General features: G+C 43.9%; 13 protein-coding genes. 9 read left to right on the forward strand and 4 right to left on the reverse strand.

Annotated elements, in window-relative coordinates; translation table 11 throughout:
- Window positions 1–38: 38 nt before the first annotated feature.
- From FN831_RS25345 to FN831_RS25360, 4 genes are all read left to right on the forward strand, one after another.
- On the forward strand, window positions 39–1,010 hold the full coding sequence (locus FN831_RS25345) for a YitT family protein (RefSeq protein ID WP_317132116.1): 972 nt from the start codon (window positions 39–41) through the stop codon (window positions 1,008–1,010).
- Window positions 1,011–1,021: 11 nt separating this feature from the next.
- Window positions 1,022–1,957, forward strand: coding sequence for a bifunctional riboflavin kinase/FAD synthetase (locus tag FN831_RS25350; protein ID WP_142531013.1), 936 nt, complete (start codon window positions 1,022–1,024; stop codon window positions 1,955–1,957).
- A gap of 170 nt (window positions 1,958–2,127) precedes the next feature.
- Window positions 2,128–4,356, forward strand: coding sequence for a cation:proton antiporter domain-containing protein (locus FN831_RS25355; RefSeq protein ID WP_142531014.1), 2,229 nt, complete (start codon window positions 2,128–2,130; stop codon window positions 4,354–4,356).
- A gap of 39 nt (window positions 4,357–4,395) precedes the next feature.
- Window positions 4,396–5,433 carry a DUF2157 domain-containing protein gene (locus FN831_RS25360; protein ID WP_142531015.1) on the forward strand — a complete coding sequence of 346 codons (1,038 nt, stop codon included), beginning with the start codon at window positions 4,396–4,398 and terminating at the stop codon, window positions 5,431–5,433.
- Here the strand turns inward: FN831_RS25360 and FN831_RS25365 are convergent, their stop codons facing one another.
- Both FN831_RS25365 and uvrA read right to left on the reverse strand, forming a co-directional pair.
- Window positions 5,434–6,057 carry a LysE family transporter gene (locus tag FN831_RS25365; protein ID WP_142531016.1) on the reverse strand — a complete coding sequence of 208 codons (624 nt, stop codon included), beginning with the start codon at window positions 6,055–6,057 and terminating at the stop codon, window positions 5,434–5,436. It lies immediately after the preceding gene.
- A gap of 16 nt (window positions 6,058–6,073) precedes the next feature.
- On the reverse strand, window positions 6,074–8,893 hold the full coding sequence (gene uvrA, locus FN831_RS25370; protein WP_142531017.1) for an excinuclease ABC subunit UvrA: 2,820 nt from the start codon (window positions 8,891–8,893) through the stop codon (window positions 6,074–6,076).
- 262 nt (window positions 8,894–9,155) lie between these two features.
- Here uvrA and FN831_RS25375 point away from each other — a divergent pair, with 262 nt between their 5' ends.
- From FN831_RS25375 to recA, 4 genes are all read left to right on the forward strand, one after another.
- Window positions 9,156–9,731, forward strand: a complete 576-nt coding sequence (locus FN831_RS25375) for an RNA polymerase sigma factor (protein WP_142531018.1) — start codon at window positions 9,156–9,158, stop codon at window positions 9,729–9,731.
- Between the two features lie 102 nt (window positions 9,732–9,833).
- Window positions 9,834–10,025 (forward strand): hypothetical protein, encoded by a 192-nt coding sequence (locus FN831_RS25380; RefSeq protein ID WP_142531019.1) that lies wholly within the window; start codon window positions 9,834–9,836, stop codon window positions 10,023–10,025.
- Between the two features lie 66 nt (window positions 10,026–10,091).
- Window positions 10,092–10,784: an endonuclease III gene (gene nth / locus FN831_RS25385; protein ID WP_142531020.1), complete on the forward strand. Its 693-nt coding sequence runs from the start codon at window positions 10,092–10,094 to the stop codon at window positions 10,782–10,784.
- A 136-nt stretch (window positions 10,785–10,920) separates the two neighbouring features.
- Window positions 10,921–11,934 (forward strand): recombinase RecA, encoded by a 1,014-nt coding sequence (recA, locus tag FN831_RS25390; RefSeq protein ID WP_142531021.1) that lies wholly within the window; start codon window positions 10,921–10,923, stop codon window positions 11,932–11,934.
- A 63-nt stretch (window positions 11,935–11,997) separates the two neighbouring features.
- Here recA and FN831_RS25395 read toward each other — a convergent pair whose 3' ends face one another.
- A complete protein-coding gene (locus FN831_RS25395; protein WP_142531022.1) occupies window positions 11,998–12,201 on the reverse strand; it encodes a hypothetical protein in 204 nt (67 codons plus the stop codon).
- Window positions 12,202–12,224: 23 nt separating this feature from the next.
- Window positions 12,225–13,226, reverse strand: a complete 1,002-nt coding sequence (tsaD, locus tag FN831_RS25400; protein WP_142531023.1) for a tRNA (adenosine(37)-N6)-threonylcarbamoyltransferase complex transferase subunit TsaD — start codon at window positions 13,224–13,226, stop codon at window positions 12,225–12,227.
- A gap of 78 nt (window positions 13,227–13,304) precedes the next feature.
- On the opposite strand from tsaD, the gene FN831_RS25405 reads away from it, so the two are divergent.
- Window positions 13,305–17,729 carry a translocation/assembly module TamB domain-containing protein gene (locus tag FN831_RS25405; RefSeq protein WP_246101760.1) on the forward strand — a complete coding sequence of 1,475 codons (4,425 nt, stop codon included), beginning with the start codon at window positions 13,305–13,307 and terminating at the stop codon, window positions 17,727–17,729.
- Window positions 17,730–17,761 lie beyond the last annotated feature (32 nt).

The raw sequence follows: 17,761 nt of genomic DNA on the forward strand, positions 1-17,761 counted from the left end.
CACTGAAACAGCTGCAGTCATTGAAACAGCTGCAGCCCATGAAACAGCTGCAGTCATTGAAACAGGAGCAGCCACTGAAACAGGAGCTGCAACTGAAGCAGGGGCAGCAACTGAAAAAGCAACAGCTCCGAAAAATACCTGATCAGATGCACAATCATTTAACAAATAACTACCTGCGCTTCCTCAGAGACCTTCTGCTGATCACCTGCGGGATCTTTTCGGCTTGCTTTGGCCTGAAGAGCTTCCTGATGCCCAGCGGTTTTATCGACGGCGGCGTAACCGGTATTTCTTTGCTGATCAGTACCTTAACGGGACTCAAGTTATCCTATCTGATTATATTCATTAATATTCCCTTTGTGATCCTGGGATTTTCCCAGATCGGCAAAGCTTTTGCCATCAAAACGGCCTGTGCAATTGCTGTTCTGGCAGCATTCCTGATTATTATCCCTTTTCAGCCGGTTACACATGATAAATTGCTGATCGCCTTTTTTGGTGGGCTTTTTCTCGGCGGCGGGATCGGACTGGCCATGCGCGGCGGATGCGTGATTGATGGAACAGAAGTACTGGCGCTTTACATCAGTAAAAACAGCCAGCTCACGGTAGGCAACATTATCCTGATCCTCAACGTTGTGATCTTTGGTGTTGCAGCAATATTTCTGGGCACGGAAACGGCAATGTATGCCATACTTACGTACTTATCGGCATCAAAAACAATCGATTTTGTGGTGAATGGACTGGAACAGTATATCGGGGTAACCGTGATTTCGGAAAGGAAAGACGAAATCAAACAATTCCTGATCAATGAGATGAAACGCGGTGTCACCATCTATAAAGGTGAAGGCGGATACGCAGAGAATAAAGAGATTGATATTTTATATACAGTAGTGACCAAACTGGAAATGGGCAAGCTGCAAAACGAAATCCGGCAGATCGATCCGAATGCCTTTGTGGTGCAGCAGCAAATTTCCGATATCAAAGGAGGGGTGGTTAAACGCCATGCCCTGCATTAATTCTAAAGATTTTGAAAATATATAACCACCTGTCCGAATTTAAGAGATTGAACAACGCTGTTGCCACCATTGGCACTTTTGATGGCGTCCATTTTGGCCACCAGAAGATCATCAACAGGCTTTGTGAACTGGCCCGCAGTACCGGCGGAGAAAGCGTGATCCTTACCTTTTTCCCGCATCCGCGGATGATCATTGATCCTGAAAACCAGGACCTGAAAATGATCAACACGATCGAAGAAAAAGCAGAGATCCTGGCCGCGCTGGGTGTAGACCACCTGATCATTACGCCGTTTACCAGGGATTTCTCTAATCTTAGCCCCTCAGAATATATCCAGAAGATCCTCGTAGAAACTATTGGCATCAAACAGATCATCGTTGGGTACGACCATCGTTTCGGCAAAGACCGCTCGGGGGGGATGAAGGACCTGATTGCCTTTTCAGGGCCTTACGGCTATGAAGTTGAAGAAATTGGCGAACAGGACATCAACGATGTGGCGGTGAGTTCCACCAAGATCAGGGAATCGCTGCTCTGCGGACAAGTAGGACTGGCAGCAGAATACCTGGGCTATCCCTTCTCCCTATACGGCCCTGTGATCAAAGGAGATAAAATCGGCCGCACCATTGGCTATCCTACAGCAAATATATTTATCGAACAGCCTTACAAACTGATTCCCTCAGATGGCATTTATGCAGTCACAGTAGAAACGGACAACCAGGCGTACAAGGCAATGGCCTATATCGGGCAGCGCCCCACCATCAACGGTATGACCCGCAATATTGAGGTCAACATTTTTGATTTCGATAGGGAAATTTACGGTCAGTATATCAAAATGAACTTCCATGAATTTCTCCGCCATGATGTAAAATTTACCGGTCTGGAAGCCTTAAAGGTACAGCTGGCCCAGGACAAGGAAGACACTTTAAAATATTTCGCCCAACAGCATTAAACAAAGAAATCAGCATTTTCTTATTGAAAAACGCCATATTTTAGTATATTACGATAATCAGTTTTTCATCAGCATACATTTGTCTTTCATCGGTTATGAAGCTATCATAAGCATATCACTACTGATTTCAGGCGGTATGCTTATGATAGTTTTACCAGTGATTATTTTATATGCTACATTTACCCGTTTTAATAACCGATTTAGGTTTAATACTCGCGGCCGCAGGGGTTACCACCCTCCTGTTTAAAAAGATCAACCAGCCTCTGGTGCTGGGCTACATTTTAGCCGGACTGCTCGTTGGCCCGCACATCCATTTCTTCCCTACTGTTACCGATCATGAAAGCGTACATATCTGGGCGGAGATCGGTGTGATCTTTCTGCTGTTCAGCCTCGGCCTGGAATTCAGTTTTAAGAAACTGGTGAAGGTTGGCGGCTCTGCGTCCATCACCGCTATTGTAGAGGTATTCTTTATGCTCCTGATCGGCTTCGTTGCCGGTAAGGTGATGGGCTGGGGAACCATGGACTGTATTTTCCTTGGCGGGATATTATCTGTGTCGTCAACCACAATTATCATCAGGGCCTTTGAAGAACTTGGGGTAAAACATAAAAAATTTGCCGGTCTTGTTTTTGGCGTCCTCATCGTGGAAGACCTGGTGGCCATCCTCTTACTGGTTTTGCTCTCTACGCTGGCTGTGAGCAGGCAGTTTGCCGGCACAGAGATGGTATTTTCTATCCTTAAACTTTGCTTCTTCCTGGTGCTATGGTTCATTGGCGGGATCTTCCTGGTGCCAACTTTCCTGAAAGCCACAAAGAAACTGATGAACGACGAAACCATGCTGATCGTTTCACTGGCGCTGTGCCTGCTGATGGTGATGCTGGCTGTTAAGGTGGGCTTCTCTCCTGCCCTCGGCGCATTTATCATGGGCTCGGTACTGGCAGAAACTACACAGGCAGAAAAAATAGAGCACCTCACCAAGTCCGTTAAAGACCTTTTTGCCGCGGTATTTTTTGTGTCTGTAGGTATGCTGATTGATCCCGGGATCCTGGTCACCTATGCAGTGCCGATCCTGATTATCACCCTGGCCACCATCACCGGGAAGTTCCTCAGTTCTGGCCTTGGTGCACTTGTATCCGGCCAGCCGCTCAAAACTGCGGTACAGACAGGTATGAGCCTTGCTCAGATCGGTGAGTTTTCATTTATTATTGCAACCCTCGGGACTACCCTGAAAGTAACCAGCGACTTCCTTTATCCGATCGCGGTAGCTGTTTCAGCTATTACCACTTTTACCACACCCTACCTGATCAGGACTTCGGAACCCTTTTTCCTGTTTCTGGAACGAAAGCTGCCGGCAAAATGGGTGGCAGGCATCAGCAGGTACAGTACCAGTACGGCGGGGATTACCACAATGAGTGACTGGAAGGTCTTATTAAAGGCCTACACCTTCAATACGATCATTCATTCTGTGATCCTGATCGCCATCATATTTGCAGGCTCCCGTTACCTGCAGCCTTTTGTAACAGCACACCTCATCAGCGGCAATAACGGAATTATCATCAGCCTGATCATCTCACTGGTTTTAATGGCGCCGTTTTTATGGGCCCTGGCCATCCGCAGGATCGAGCGGAAAGCACATGCCCATCTTTGGCTCAATAAAAAATACACCCGCGGCCCGCTGATCTCATTGGAAGTACTGAGGATCAGCCTGGCGCTTTTTGCCGTAGGCTTCCTGATTTTTCAGTTTTACAGCACCTGGGCATCAATCCTGGCAGCACTTGCACTGATTATCCTTGGGATGACCATTTTCTCCAGGAAACTCCAGGCCTTTTACGACCGCATGGAACACCGCTTTCTGTATAACCTGAATGCAAGGGAAGAACAAAACAAACAGCCCGAAATCCTGCCCTGGGATACCCACCTGACGGAGCTCACCGTTTCACCTGAATCAGAGCTCGTGGGCAAGTCGCTCGTGGAACTTGCCGTAAGGGAAAAGTATGGTGTAAACATTGCCCTGATTGAGCGCGGGCATAAAATGATTCCCACCCCCCAAAGGGACGAAAGGCTGTATCCCAACGACAAGGTGATGCTGATTGGTACGGATGATCAGCTTGCTGCCGTACAGGAACTTTTTAACGGTTCCGCAAAGGAAAACGACGAAACCTATTTCCCAAAAAAGGATATGACGCTGCAAAAAATTGTTATCAACAGCTCCTCTCCTGTCTTTGCACAAACCATCCGCGATTCGGGGATCAGGGAGCAGACGCAGGGACTTGTAGTAGGAATTGAACGTCAGGGCGTAAGGATACTGAACCCCGATTCTAACCTTGTATTTGAAAACGAAGACATTGTCTGGATTGTAGGGAACCATAAAAAGATACCTGAACTGCTCAGGAAAACTTAAAAAGTATATTTTTGTTAACACAATTCATCACGGCAAAAAATGAAAATAGACCAGGAGAAAAGCGAGTTTTTGGACGAAATGCTGGAACACTGGCAGGAAGAACACCTGCTGAGCCAGGATCAGGTACAAAAACTAAAAGCAAGCTATGAGGCAAAATCCTTCGACTGGCGCAGGCTTGCACAGTATTCTTTCTGGATTGCAATGGCCTGTGGTGTCATTTCCCTTGGTGCTTTGCTGATCGACAACCAGATCCTCGATTACCTTAAAAAACTGTACGATACGCCCGACAGCATCATCAGCATCCTGTCTGCAGCTGCAGCTGCTGTACTCTACTGGCTCAGCTTTAAAAGAAAGAAATCATTGCCCCAGCAGGTATTCAGCAATGATGCCATCATTTTCACTGCGGTTATGCTTACCGCTAATGCAATTGCTTATTTCGGTAAAGCCATCGGCGATGGCGGCAGCCATTTTTCACTGCTCATCTTATTCTCGGTAGGGATTTACGGGGTACTGGCATTTGTATTCAGGTCGCGCCTCATCTGGGTATTTGTGCTGATCTCACTGGGTGCCTGGTTTGGAACAGAAACAGGGTACCTCTCGCGCGGAAACCTGTATTTCCTGGGAATGAACTACCCCCTGCGCTTTGTGATCTTTGGTTTTGCAGTAACCGCCACGGCACTACTGCTGAGAAAAGTAAAATCTTTTCAGTTTTTTTACCTCACCACCTACATCAGCGGGATGATGTACCTTTTTGTATCCCTATGGCTAATCTCGGTATTTGGAAATTTCGGTACGCTTGACCAGTGGTACGGCATCAAACAGATCAGCCTTTTCTACTGGGCCCTGATCTCTGCCGCAGCCTGCGGAATCGCAATCCTTACCGGGCTAAAATTCAGGGATGAAGTGGCCCGCGAATTCGGGATTACTTTTCTCTTCCTCAACCTGTATACCCGCTATTTTGAATATTTCTGGGATACCTGGCATAAAGCACTGTTCTTTTGTGTGCTGGCAGCTTCTTTCTGGTTTATCGGCCGCAGGGCAGAAAAGATCTGGAACCTCGAATTTTTGAAGAAGTAGTTAATGCCTGATCAAATGAATATAAATCAGCTTAAAGATATGATAGGCAGAAAGAGCAAAGAATAAACCTGCAATCGCCTTGTTTACCACATAATTATTGAGCGTAAACTTGGTTTGTATATACTGTGCAAACCGCGCAAAGCCATACAAAGCTACTGCTGCGCCAATCCCTGAACCGATACTGAAAATACTCAGGGAGATATACCCTTTGTCGATCCACTCATGCGAGATCAGGTATGTCCCTACAAACAGCCAGTATGGGATCTGCATCGGGTTTAATACCCCCAGCAGCATCCCGTAGCGGATACTGTCTTTTTTAGAATAGTCTGCTTTGGGCATCTCCTTGCGCGACCGCCATGTGGTGATCCCCAGCACAAGGAACATGATGATCATCACGCCATCGATATATTCCCCTACCTTGATTTCGCTGGACAGCCATTGTACAAAGCGCATCACCCCTAAAGTAAAAAGCACTTCAATGGATGAAAACGCGAGTATAAAGTAGATAGCCTGCTTTATTCCCCTCGTAATAGTAATCTGAACAACAGTCAGATTGATATTTCCCGGCGGGATATAACCTATAGAGTTAAGAAGTATCCCCAGAAAAAAGGTTAAAAAAAGCATTTGCGAATATAGATAATTATTTTTCTGTTAAAGCCGGTGTTAGATGGTCTTTGAGATATTTTCCGGTATAAGACGTTTTTTCGTTGACCAGATTTTCCGGTGTGCCCTCAAAAACGATATGTCCACCTTTGTCCCCGCCTTCCGGACCAATGTCAATTACCCAGTCGGCCGATTTGATCATATCCATATTATGCTCAATCACCAGGATCGTATTTCCCTGCTCAATCAGCGTATTCAATGCGATCAGCAGTTTTTTGATATCATGGAAATGCAGCCCAGTAGTAGGCTCATCAAAGATAAACATAGTCTTACTGGCGTTATTGCCTTTAATGAGGAACGAAGCCAGTTTAATCCGCTGTGCTTCACCTCCGGACAAAGTATTTGACGACTGTCCCAGATGAACATATCCAAGGCCTACATCTACCAGTGGCTGCAGCTTATTCAATATCTTAGGCTCATTCTTAAAGAACTCAACTGCTTCATCAATCGTAAGATCGAGGATATCAGCTACATTTTTATCCTGGTAAGTGATATCCAGGATCTGCTGTTTAAACCTGCGCCCGTTACAGGCTTCACAAGGCAGGTAAATATCTGCCATAAACTGCATTTCGATCTTCACCTCTCCCTCACCCTGGCATACATCACAGCGTCCGCCCTCTACGTTAAAAGAAAACGCAGCAGGTTTAAGTCCCGATGCCTTAGCCGCCGGCAATGCCGAGAATAATGAACGTACATCGTCCCATGCTTTTACATAGGTCACCGGATTTGAACGTGACGACCGCCCGATCGGGTTCTGGTCTACCATTTCCACCTGGCTGATCAAGTCATAGTTCCCGAATATACCATCGTACAAACCTGTTTGCTCGCCCGCATAATTACCGATAGCTTTCTGCAAAGCAGGGTAGAGGATCTTTTTGATCAGGCTGGTTTTTCCGGAGCCCGATACACCGCTCACTACAGTGAAAACTCCCAGCGGGAATTTCACTTCTATATTTTTAAGGTTATTCTCCCTTGCACCTTTAATCAGGATATGGTCGGCCCATTTCCTGCGGGTTGCCGGGATAGCAATACTTTGCCTGCCGGATAAATACATTCCGGTAAGGCTCTTTTTATCTTTAATGATCTGTTCGTACGTGCCGCTGAAAACCAGGTTACCGCCTAAAGTTCCGGCTTCCGGGCCAATATCAATGATATGGTCGGCCGCCTTCATCATCTCTTCTTCATGCTCTACCACTAACACCGTGTTACCAACATTTCGCAGCGACACCAGCACTTCAATCAGTTTATTGGTATCTCTGGGGTGAAGGCCAATGCTGGGTTCATCCAGTACATAGATTGATCCTACCAAACTGCTTCCCAAAGAGGTGGCCAGGTTAATCCGCTGTGATTCTCCGCCAGACAGGGTATTGGATAACCTGTTCAGCGTTAGATAGCCCAGTCCCACGTTATTCAGATAAAGCACACGGCTGGTTACTTCTGCCAGTAAACGTTTGGAGATTTTCTCATCCGTTTCTGAAAGTTCAAGGTGGTCAAAAAAGTTTTGGATAGATGACAGTGGCATCAGAACCACATCAACGATAGATTTGCCGCCTATCTTTACATAAGATGCGTCTTTTCGCAGGCGCGATCCCTTACAGTCAGGACAGATCGTTTTTCCGCGGTAGCGTGACAGCATCACACGGTATTGTATTTTATAAGTCTGCGTTTCCAGTTCGGTAAAGAAATCATCAAGGCCGGCAAACCACTTATTTCCTGTCCACACCAGACGCTGCTGCTCTTCCGTCAGTTCGCTAAAAGAACGGTGAATAGGGAAATCAAACTTACTGGCGTTTTTGATCAGCTTGTTTAACCATTCGCGCATTTTTTCTCCTCTCCAGGGAGCAACGGCATTGTCGTACAAACTTTTGCTTTTATCAGGGATCACCAGGTCTTCATCAATACCGATCACATTTCCATAACCTTCGCAGCGCTTACATGCTCCGTATGGATTATTGAAACTGAAAAAGTTTGGTGTTGGTTCTTCAAACCTGATCCCGTCAAGCTCAAAGCGGTCGCAAAAATGCGAAACCTTTTCCTCATGCTCCACATAGCAATCGCCCTTACCTTCAAAAAATGCCGTCTGTACTGAGTCGGCCAGCCTGCTCATCGTCTCGTCATCATCATGAAAAACGATCCTGTCAATCAGGATACGTATAGTTGAGGCATCGGTAAGTTCATAATCCTTAAAGTCTTCATCTTCGAGGATGGTTTCAATTTTGCTGACTTTATCATCGAGGTAAACCCTCAAAAATCCTTTCTGCAGCAATACCGCCAATTCTTCTTTTACAGAACGGTTGTTGTGCGGGTGCAACGGACAAAATATCGTTACAGTGCTGTCATCGCCCAGTCCGGATACAAAATCTACCACCGTACTTACAGTATCTTTTTTTACGATCTCCCCGCTGTCAGGAGAAATCGTTTTCCCGATCCTGGAGAACAGCAGTTTAAGATAATCATAGATCTCGGTTGATGTACCTACAGTTGATCTGGGATTGGAGGTAATTACCTTTTGTTCAATCGCGATTGCAGGGGCTATTCCTTTGATATAATCAACATCAGGCTTGTTCATTCTTCCCATGAACTGGCGTGCATAGGATGAAAGGCTTTCTACATAACGTCTCTGCCCTTCAGCATACAGCGTATCAAATGCCAGTGAAGATTTTCCTGAGCCAGACATCCCTGTGATGACAACCAGCTTGTTTTTTGGAATGGCAACATCGATGTTCTTAAGGTTATGTACCCTGGCACCCTTTATAATAATGTTTTTATGTGGATCTTTCTCGGTTTCCTTACTCATTTAATTCCTTATAGGATTTGCAAATATAACCTAAAAAACACAGAATTAGTTTTTTGGTCTGCAGCAAAAATAATGGGGCACAACTTCATTTAATTTTTTTTAGTATTTTTATTGTTGTAATCTGATAAAAAAATCCTTCTTTTGAATAAATTAAGCAATCAACTAATTCATCTCATCAAAACAATAGGAGAAACGATATAGATAAGAACGTCTACTAAGTATTTTTTAGCAAACAGCAAAGGAATTTAGTACAGATAATACTATGAATTTACAATCCTATAGTGATCAGGACCTGGTGAAGTTATATCTAACCGGCAATGAGTCGGTTCTCGAAGAACTATTAAACAGACACAAGTCCAAAATATACACTTCAATTTATTTATTGGTCAAAGATCAGTACCTGGCAGAAGATATCTTTCAGGATGCTTTTATCAAAGTGATCAATACCCTGCGCTCGGGCAGATATAATGAGGAAGGTAAATTTCTGCCATGGGTGATGCGTATCGCACACAATCTCGTGATCGATTATTTCCGCCGTGAAAAACGTGCACCGGTAATTACCAGTGCGGATGGCACAGATGTGCTCAATATGCTGCAGGTTTATGAGGAAAGTGCGGAAGAAAAGATCCTGCGCGACCAGACCCACAGCGACCTGAGAACACTGATCCAGTTATTGCCCGACGAGCAGAAGGAGGTACTGATTATGCGCCATTATGCCGACCTGAGTTTTAAAGAAATTGCAGACCTCACTGAAGTGAGCATCAATACGGCCCTGGGCAGGATGAGATATGCGCTCAGCAACCTGCGTAAGATGATGAAGGTGAAAGAAGTAACCTAGGCGGGAGGTTAAAATTCCATTAAAAATATTGTTATCAGATGCAAAATAAATAGTAACTTGTTTCGTTCTATTAATAACTAAAACAGAAACAGTAAATTGCTTATGATAACAACATCTACTTCTATTCCCGATTTAAACCACTCAAATCAGCAAGCTGAAAATTTAAGTGGAGAATCTTTTAATGACCTGGATTTAATGTTCTACGAGAGCATCAAACCACAAATGGATCTGCTGAATAAAAATCCTGAGGATGAAACGATCTCAAGGATACTTGCGTATTCAAGATCTTTATAACCGAGTTAAAATATTAATATTAAGCTGCCGGCAACCCGGGCAGCTTTTTTTATTTTATCTTTGCACATGCTCAAAAAAGAAAGGTATAAACAGTTTGTAGCTTATTTTTCTGCTAAACAGCCCGATGCTGAAACAGAACTGCATTATAACAACCCCTATCAGCTGCTCGTTGCTGTGATCTTATCAGCCCAGTGCACGGATAAAAGGATTAACCAGGTTACCCCCGCATTATTTCAGCGCTTTCCGAATGCCAAAGCACTTTCAGAAGCTACACCCGATATCGTATTTGACTATATCAGGAGTGTAAGCTATCCGAATAATAAAGCCAAACACCTGGTAGGCATGGCCAATATGCTGGTCAATGAATTTAACAATGAGGTTCCCTCAGATATCGGTCAGCTGCAAAAAATGCCGGGTGTTGGCCGCAAGACCGCAAATGTGATTGCCTCGGTAATTTATAATGCACCGGCAATGGCAGTAGACACACATGTATTCCGCGTAGCCAACAGAATCGGGCTTACCAATGGGAAAACGCCCCTTGCAGTAGAAAAAGACCTGGTAAAGTTTCTGCCGCAGCAGGATATCCATATTGCGCATCACTGGCTGATCCTTCACGGAAGGTATATTTGCGTAGCCAGGTCCCCAAAATGTGAGATCTGCCCGCTCACTTCAATATGCAGATACTATGAAAAAGTAGTGCTGCAGGCAGCTGGAAAAACGGCCGGCACAACTAAAGAAATTAGTCATTCAATAAATTAAAAATCAGTTTTTTTATTTGTTATGCTAATTATTGAAAATTAATACCTAATATTGCTAATATATTTAGTCACAACTTACTAACATATAGTTTTTATAAAGAATAAATATTCTATATTTACGAACACAATTTAACAAGATGACTCCGAACGCAGATAAATTAAAAGCATTACAACTTACACTTGATAAGTTAGAAAAATCTTACGGTAAAGGTGCCGTGATGAAATTAGGTGATACACCTACTGAATCTATTGAAGCGATTTCAACCGGCTCTATCAGTTTAGATATTGCTTTAGGTATCGGCGGCGTTCCAAAAGGACGTGTGATCGAAATCTACGGTCCTGAATCATCCGGTAAAACCACTTTGGCTACGCATATCATTGCCGAAGCACAGAAAAAAGGTGGTGTGGCAGCGTTTATCGATGCAGAGCATGCTTTCGATAAGTTCTATGCAAAAAAACTGGGCGTGGACGTAGATAATCTGCTGATCTCACAGCCGGACAATGGCGAGCAGGCACTGGAAATTGCTGATAACCTGATCCGCTCCGGTGCGATTGATGTGATCGTGATTGACTCTGTTGCGGCATTGGTTCCAAAGGCAGAGATCGAAGGTGAAATGGGAGATTCTAAAATGGGTCTTCAGGCACGTCTGATGTCTCAGGCCTTAAGAAAACTGACGGGTACAATCGCTAAAACAGGATGCTGCTGTATCTTCATCAACCAGTTACGTGAAAAAATCGGTGTGATGTTCGGTAACCCTGAAACGACTACAGGTGGTAATGCACTGAAATTTTACGCTTCAGTACGTCTGGATATCCGCAGGACTTCCCAAATCAAAGATTCTGATGAGGTTTCTGGTAATAGGGTGAAAGTGAAGATCGTTAAAAATAAGGTTGCCCCTCCGTTCAGGATCGCAGAGTTTGATGTGATGTTTGGCCAGGGTATTTCTAAAGTTGGTGAGATCATCGATTTAGGTGTTGACTTCAATATCGTGAAAAAAGCCGGTTCATGGTTCTCTTACGGAGATACCAAGCTGGGACAGGGAAGAGATGCTGTAAAACAGTTATTGCTTGATAATCCTGAGCTTGCAGATGAGATCGAAGCAAAGATCAGGGCCGAGGTTACAGGAGAGAAATTAGAGGAACTGCAATAGTAGCAGCCTCAGAACAAAAAAGGGATTCGTATTGCACGGGTCCCTTTTTTTGTTTGCGGCAACCTATCGTTGCTGAATATTTGTTGCTTCCGGAGACATGTATTTAGAGTCGACCGTGATGATCACGTAAGCTGCCACAAAAATTGCGATAACGAGTACAACCAGGCCGATGTAATTTTTTTTCTTATCCTGTCTGATCAGGTAGATCAGAAAGATGATCAGGGGAATCAGCATCAGGCCAAAAAACATAAAGCTCATTGAGTTCATAACGGTATGTATTATTTAATATATTAAAATTCCATTCTTGATGCAGGTGCAATATCCTGCCCTACAAATTCTTTATTCAGGTACTTATAATGACCTGCAATAGCGATCATCGCTGCATTGTCGGTACAGTATTCAAAGGCGGGGATATAAACCTTCCAGCCCAGTTCTTCTGCTTTCTGTGCAAGTGCATCGCGAAGGCCGGTATTGGCTGATACTCCTCCCGCAATGGCAATATCTTTAATGTTATACTGCTGTGCCGCTTTTTTCAGCTTATTGAGGAGAATGTGCACAATGCTGTGCTGCACTGAGGCACAGATATCGTCAAGGTTTTCCTCAATGAAGTTAGGGTTTTCTTTTTGGTGATCGCGGATGAAATACAGGATCGCGGTCTTTAAGCCGCTGAAACTATAGTTCAGGTCTTTGATTTGCGGTTCAGGAAATTTAAAGGCCAGGGGATTACCGTTTCTGGCATGCTTGTCAATCAGCGGCCCGCCCGGGTAAGGCAGGTTTAAGATCTTTGCAGTCTTATCAAAAGCCTCTCCTGCAGCATCATCAAGGGATTGCCCCACGATTTCCATATCAAAATAATCTTTTACCAGAACGATCTGGGTATGCCCGCCTGAGACCGTAAGGCAAAGAAAGGGAAATGCAGGCTTTGGATCTTCAATAAAATGGGCCAGGATGTGCGCGTGCATATGATTGACCGATATCAGGGGCAGATCAAGCGCCAGCGCAAATGACTTGGCAAAGGATACCCCCACCAGTAAAGAGCCTAATAATCCGGGGCCACGCGTAAAAGCTACTGCATTGATATCCTTTTTGCTAACTTTAGCATCAATTAATGCCTGCTGAATAACCGGAACAATGTTTTGCTGGTGAACTCTCGACGCAAGTTCGGGAACCACTCCACCATAATTTTGATGAATAGTTTGGTTTGCAATAACATTGGCAGTAATTTTGCCGTTGTTACAGATCGCAACTGAAGTTTCATCACAAGAAGATTCGATAGCAAGTATTACTGACACCTTTGATTATAATTAAGCTACAAAACTATCAAAAAACTATTAAAAATACTTCTTTGGATTATTGCATCAATTCTGCTGTTGCTGGCGATTATTCTATTTTCGCTCCAGTTCAGGCCTGTGCAGACTTTTATTGCTAAAAAAGCTGCAGCATATCTTTCAAAAGAATTAAATACGACGATTTCTTTACACAGTATTTATATTAAACCGTTTAAGTCGGTGGTCATTGAAGACCTCCTTGTACTCGATCGGCAGAAAGACACACTGCTTAGCACGCCAAAATTCATTGCAGACCTGAATGTATTTTCACTGGAGAAAAGAATAATAGACATCAATACTGTTCAGGTAAACAACGGCTCGTTCTTTCTCAAACAATATAAAGGCAAAGACAAAGGCTCTAACCTCGATTTTATCATTGATTACTTTGATTCGGGCCCCTCTACCGGCAAAAAGAAAAAACCCTTTCAGGTTTCGGTAGACCGGGTGATCATCAATAACCTGCAGCTCAAATACAAAAACCTTGAAGTAGATACGGTAATTAATGGAGTAAACTTTGATGATATTGAACTCAAAAATATGAACGGTATTTTTGAACAGCTCAATACCAAAGACCATGTGATGCAGGCAGATATCAAAAATCTGACCTTTAAAGAAAAAAGCGGCTTCTACCTTAAAAACCTTACTGCGTTTACAACAATAGACACCAACCGTATAGAGCTGAAGAAACTGCTGCTGGTAACCAACAAAAGCCGTTTAACAGATTATTACCAGATGAGCTTCAGCAAATTCGCCGACTTTAATGACTATGTCAATAAGGTAAGGATGAAGGGCCATTTCAAAAACAGCCACCTGGCTTCAAGGGATATCTCATTCTTTGCCCCGGAGCTTTCCAGAATGAACCTCGATATTGATATTGATGGACAGATCACCGGCCTCGTCAATAATCTGCGGGCCAAAAAACTGGCAATCAAGGCGGGTAAAGCAACTTATTTTAAAGGAGATTTTAACCTCAAAGGCCTGCCCCACCTGAAAGAGACTTTCATGGAGCTGAAGGTAGATATGTTATCCACTAACAAAAAAGACCTGGATGAGATTTTAGGGAATACCACAGGAAACAAAACAAAGGTTATTCCTGTGATCGTGGAGAAATTTGGAAATATCTATTTCAACGGAAGCTTTACGGGTTTTCAGAATGACTTTATCGCCTTTGGCGAATTTAAGACCAAGCTTGGAAGAGTGGTATCTGATGTGAACATGAAGATCAATTCCAAAGGTGTGCCCTCCTATTCGGGAAATGTAAAGGCGTACGACTTTAACCTCGGCGACCTGCTCAATGAAAATAGCCTGGGCAGGATTACCGCTGCTGTATATGTGAAAGGAAAAGGAACCGAGATCAACAGCCTGACGGAAGAAGTGAATGGGGATATCAAGTATATCGACTTTAACAACTACCGTTATTCCAATGTGAAGATTGACGGAAAGTTCGATAAGAAATTCTTTGACGGAAACCTGAAAGTAAATGATAAAAACCTGCAGCTGGTATTTGATGGTGGTGTAAATTTAAACCCAAAGCTGCCGACATTTAATTTTAAAGCGACCATCAAAAATGCAAAGCTCAGGGCGCTGCACATCTTTAAAGATTCGTTAAAGGTAGATGCGGTTTTCAGCACAAATTTTTCAGGCACCAACCTGAATAATATACAGGGTAACCTGCTTATACAGAAAATCAGGCTCGACAACGTCAAGGGGATTTACAATATTGACTCCGTACAGCTGCAAGCCCAGGGAATGGGAATAGACCGGACGCTAAAGATCAGCTCTGACGTACTGGATGCCAGCATCAGGGGCCAGTATGATCTGAATACACTCCCTTCCTATTACAAACAGCTGGCGAAAACATATATCCCTTCACTGAAGACAGATATTGTAAAATTCAAAGATCAGATCTTTCAGTTTAACCTCAACATCAAACGTTTTGAGCCGGTAGCAGAACTGATTGCCCCCGGACTGGAAATACAGGACCAGGCCATCCTGGTGGGGAATTTCGACTCCAAGAAGAATATTGCCACGCTAAACGGTTTTGTAAAAAAACTTACCTATAAGGGTGTGATTGCCAATAACATCATTATTGATGAGAATACTACCCAGAACCAGCTTCAGGCAATTATTACGTCAGACCGGGTAGATCTTAACGACAGTCTGTACATCAAGAATGTCAACATCTCCAATATATTACGGAACGACAGTCTTGCCCTCAACATTAAACTTTCCAATGCAGACGATGCCAACCAGCTGGATTTAAACGGCCTGGTTGAATTTGGCAAGGATACCACTGCCAGGATCAGTATCCTCCCTTCCATACTCAAGATCAACAGCCAGGACTGGGCGATCCAGGAGAAAGTACGCATCAATTTCAGGGGCGGAAAAACAGAGATCAGCAACTTTGATCTTAAAAACGGGAACCAGCTGCTCAGCGTTGACGGGGTGCTGTCTGGCGACCCCAATGATAAGCTCAAAGTTGGATTTAAAGCTTTCAGTTTGAGAACACTCAACCCTTTTGTAAAAACACTGGGCATTACACTGTCTGGTAATGTAAACGGGGAGACGAATTTATACAGCCTGCTGAAGTCGCCGCGCATCAGTGATGGCATTACTGTTGACTCCCTAACTCTTAATAACACCTACATTGGCACGCTTACAGATACTTCATCTTTCAATCAGGAAGCAAACATGGCCAATGTATTCATGCGTATCAATACTACGGATAAAGAAACGCTCAAAATTGACGGGAAGCTGGACCTGAAAGAAAAGAACCTGGACCTCAGCGTTAAAATGGATGAAACAGAACTTACCGTTATCACTCCATTTGTAAGCGACCTGGTGTCCAATCTCAAAGGGCATATATCAACAGATTTAACCATAAAAGGCCCCTTCAGCGCACCAAAAATTAATGGCGATGTTACCCTGAAGGAAGCACAGGTAACGGTAAATTATCTGAAAACCACTTATAAGATCAATGATAAGGTGCAGGTAGAAAACAGTGTGGTACAAATTAACAACCTGGATTTGAAAGATGTAGGCGGAAATACAGCTACAGCGAACGGCTCTGTTGACCTGAATGAGATCAATACGCCCAATCTTGATATTACCATCAAAGCCAGGACTTTCCAGGCATTGAATACCACCGCCAAAGATAACCAGCTGTATTTTGGGCAGGCTTTTGCTACGGGAACATTCATCTTCAAAGGGCCAACAAACAAGATGTATATCGGCATTGATGCCAAAACCGAAAAAGGGACGGTATTTAATCTCCCGCTGAATAGCTCCGAAACAGTAACTTCAAAAGAGTTTATTACCTTCATCAGCAAGGATACCCTGGCGAATGCAAAAAAGGCAACCAACTTTGACGGCCTTACGATGAATTTCAAACTGCGGATAGATCCTAACAGTACGGCCAACTTATTCACCAACCTCGGTAACCTGAGCGGAAAGGGAAATGCAGAGCTGGAGCTTAACATCAACAGCCTTGGTGATTTTGAGATGTCAGGTGACTATATCATCGAGTCCGGAAACTTTGATTTTACAGCCCAGGAAGTAATCAACAAGAAATTTACGATCCGGCAGGGAGGTACAATCCGCTGGATAGGCAATCCTAACCAGGCACAGATTCAGCTCAAAGCGATATACGAATTAAGGGCGGGTCTAAGCGATCTTTATATCGCAGCAAACAGAGACGTCAACAATAGTTCTAATGCTAATCTCAGGGTTCCTGTGGAGGTTGAGATGGGACTTAGCGGTCTCCTGACCCAACCAGATATTAAGCTGGATATTTTCTTCCCTTCCAACCCTTCCATTAAAGAAGAACTTCAGGCCTATTTTAGTGATGCCAACAATCTGAACCTGCAAGCCTTCAGTTTGATTATCCGGCGTAGTTTTGCACCGGGCTCGGGCAGGGAAGATCTGGGTAAACAATTGTCATCCGGCGTGGCCAGTACTGCTACCGAACTGCTTTTCAATCAGTTTAACAATGTGCTCTCTACGCTTAACCTCGACTTTGTGGACATCAATATCCGTTCACTAAGTGAGGCCAGTGCCTCATTCCGGTTTTTCGATAATAGGGTGACCGTAAATGCGGGTGTGGTAGACAGACGGATCAGCAACAGTGATTTATCGCCAATTGGCTTTAACAGCAATAATGTGGGTGGTGAAGTAGAAGTTCTTGCGCTGATCAGGAGAGACGGTACACTGGTAGGTAAACTGGCCAACAAACCGCCAACGGTACAAAGTATCTTTGCCAACCCCGGCATCAATAATACCAATGTTACCTCTGTCGGCCTGATTTATTCACAACAGTTTGATAACTTCAGGGAATTTGTGCAGAAGGTAACCGGTGAATACCGCAGAAATCAGAAAAAGAAAGAGGAAGAAAGAAAAAATAAGGCTAAGCAGTCGATCAATAAAGAAGCCATCACTGAGGAGCAGAAGAAAATGAAGAAAAACAGGTAAGCACACCATCATAAAAAAGGCCGGTTCAAAAC

The sequence above is a fragment of the Pedobacter westerhofensis genome (assembly GCF_900182595.1).
Taxonomy (GTDB): Bacteria; Bacteroidota; Bacteroidia; order Sphingobacteriales; family Sphingobacteriaceae; genus Pedobacter; species Pedobacter westerhofensis.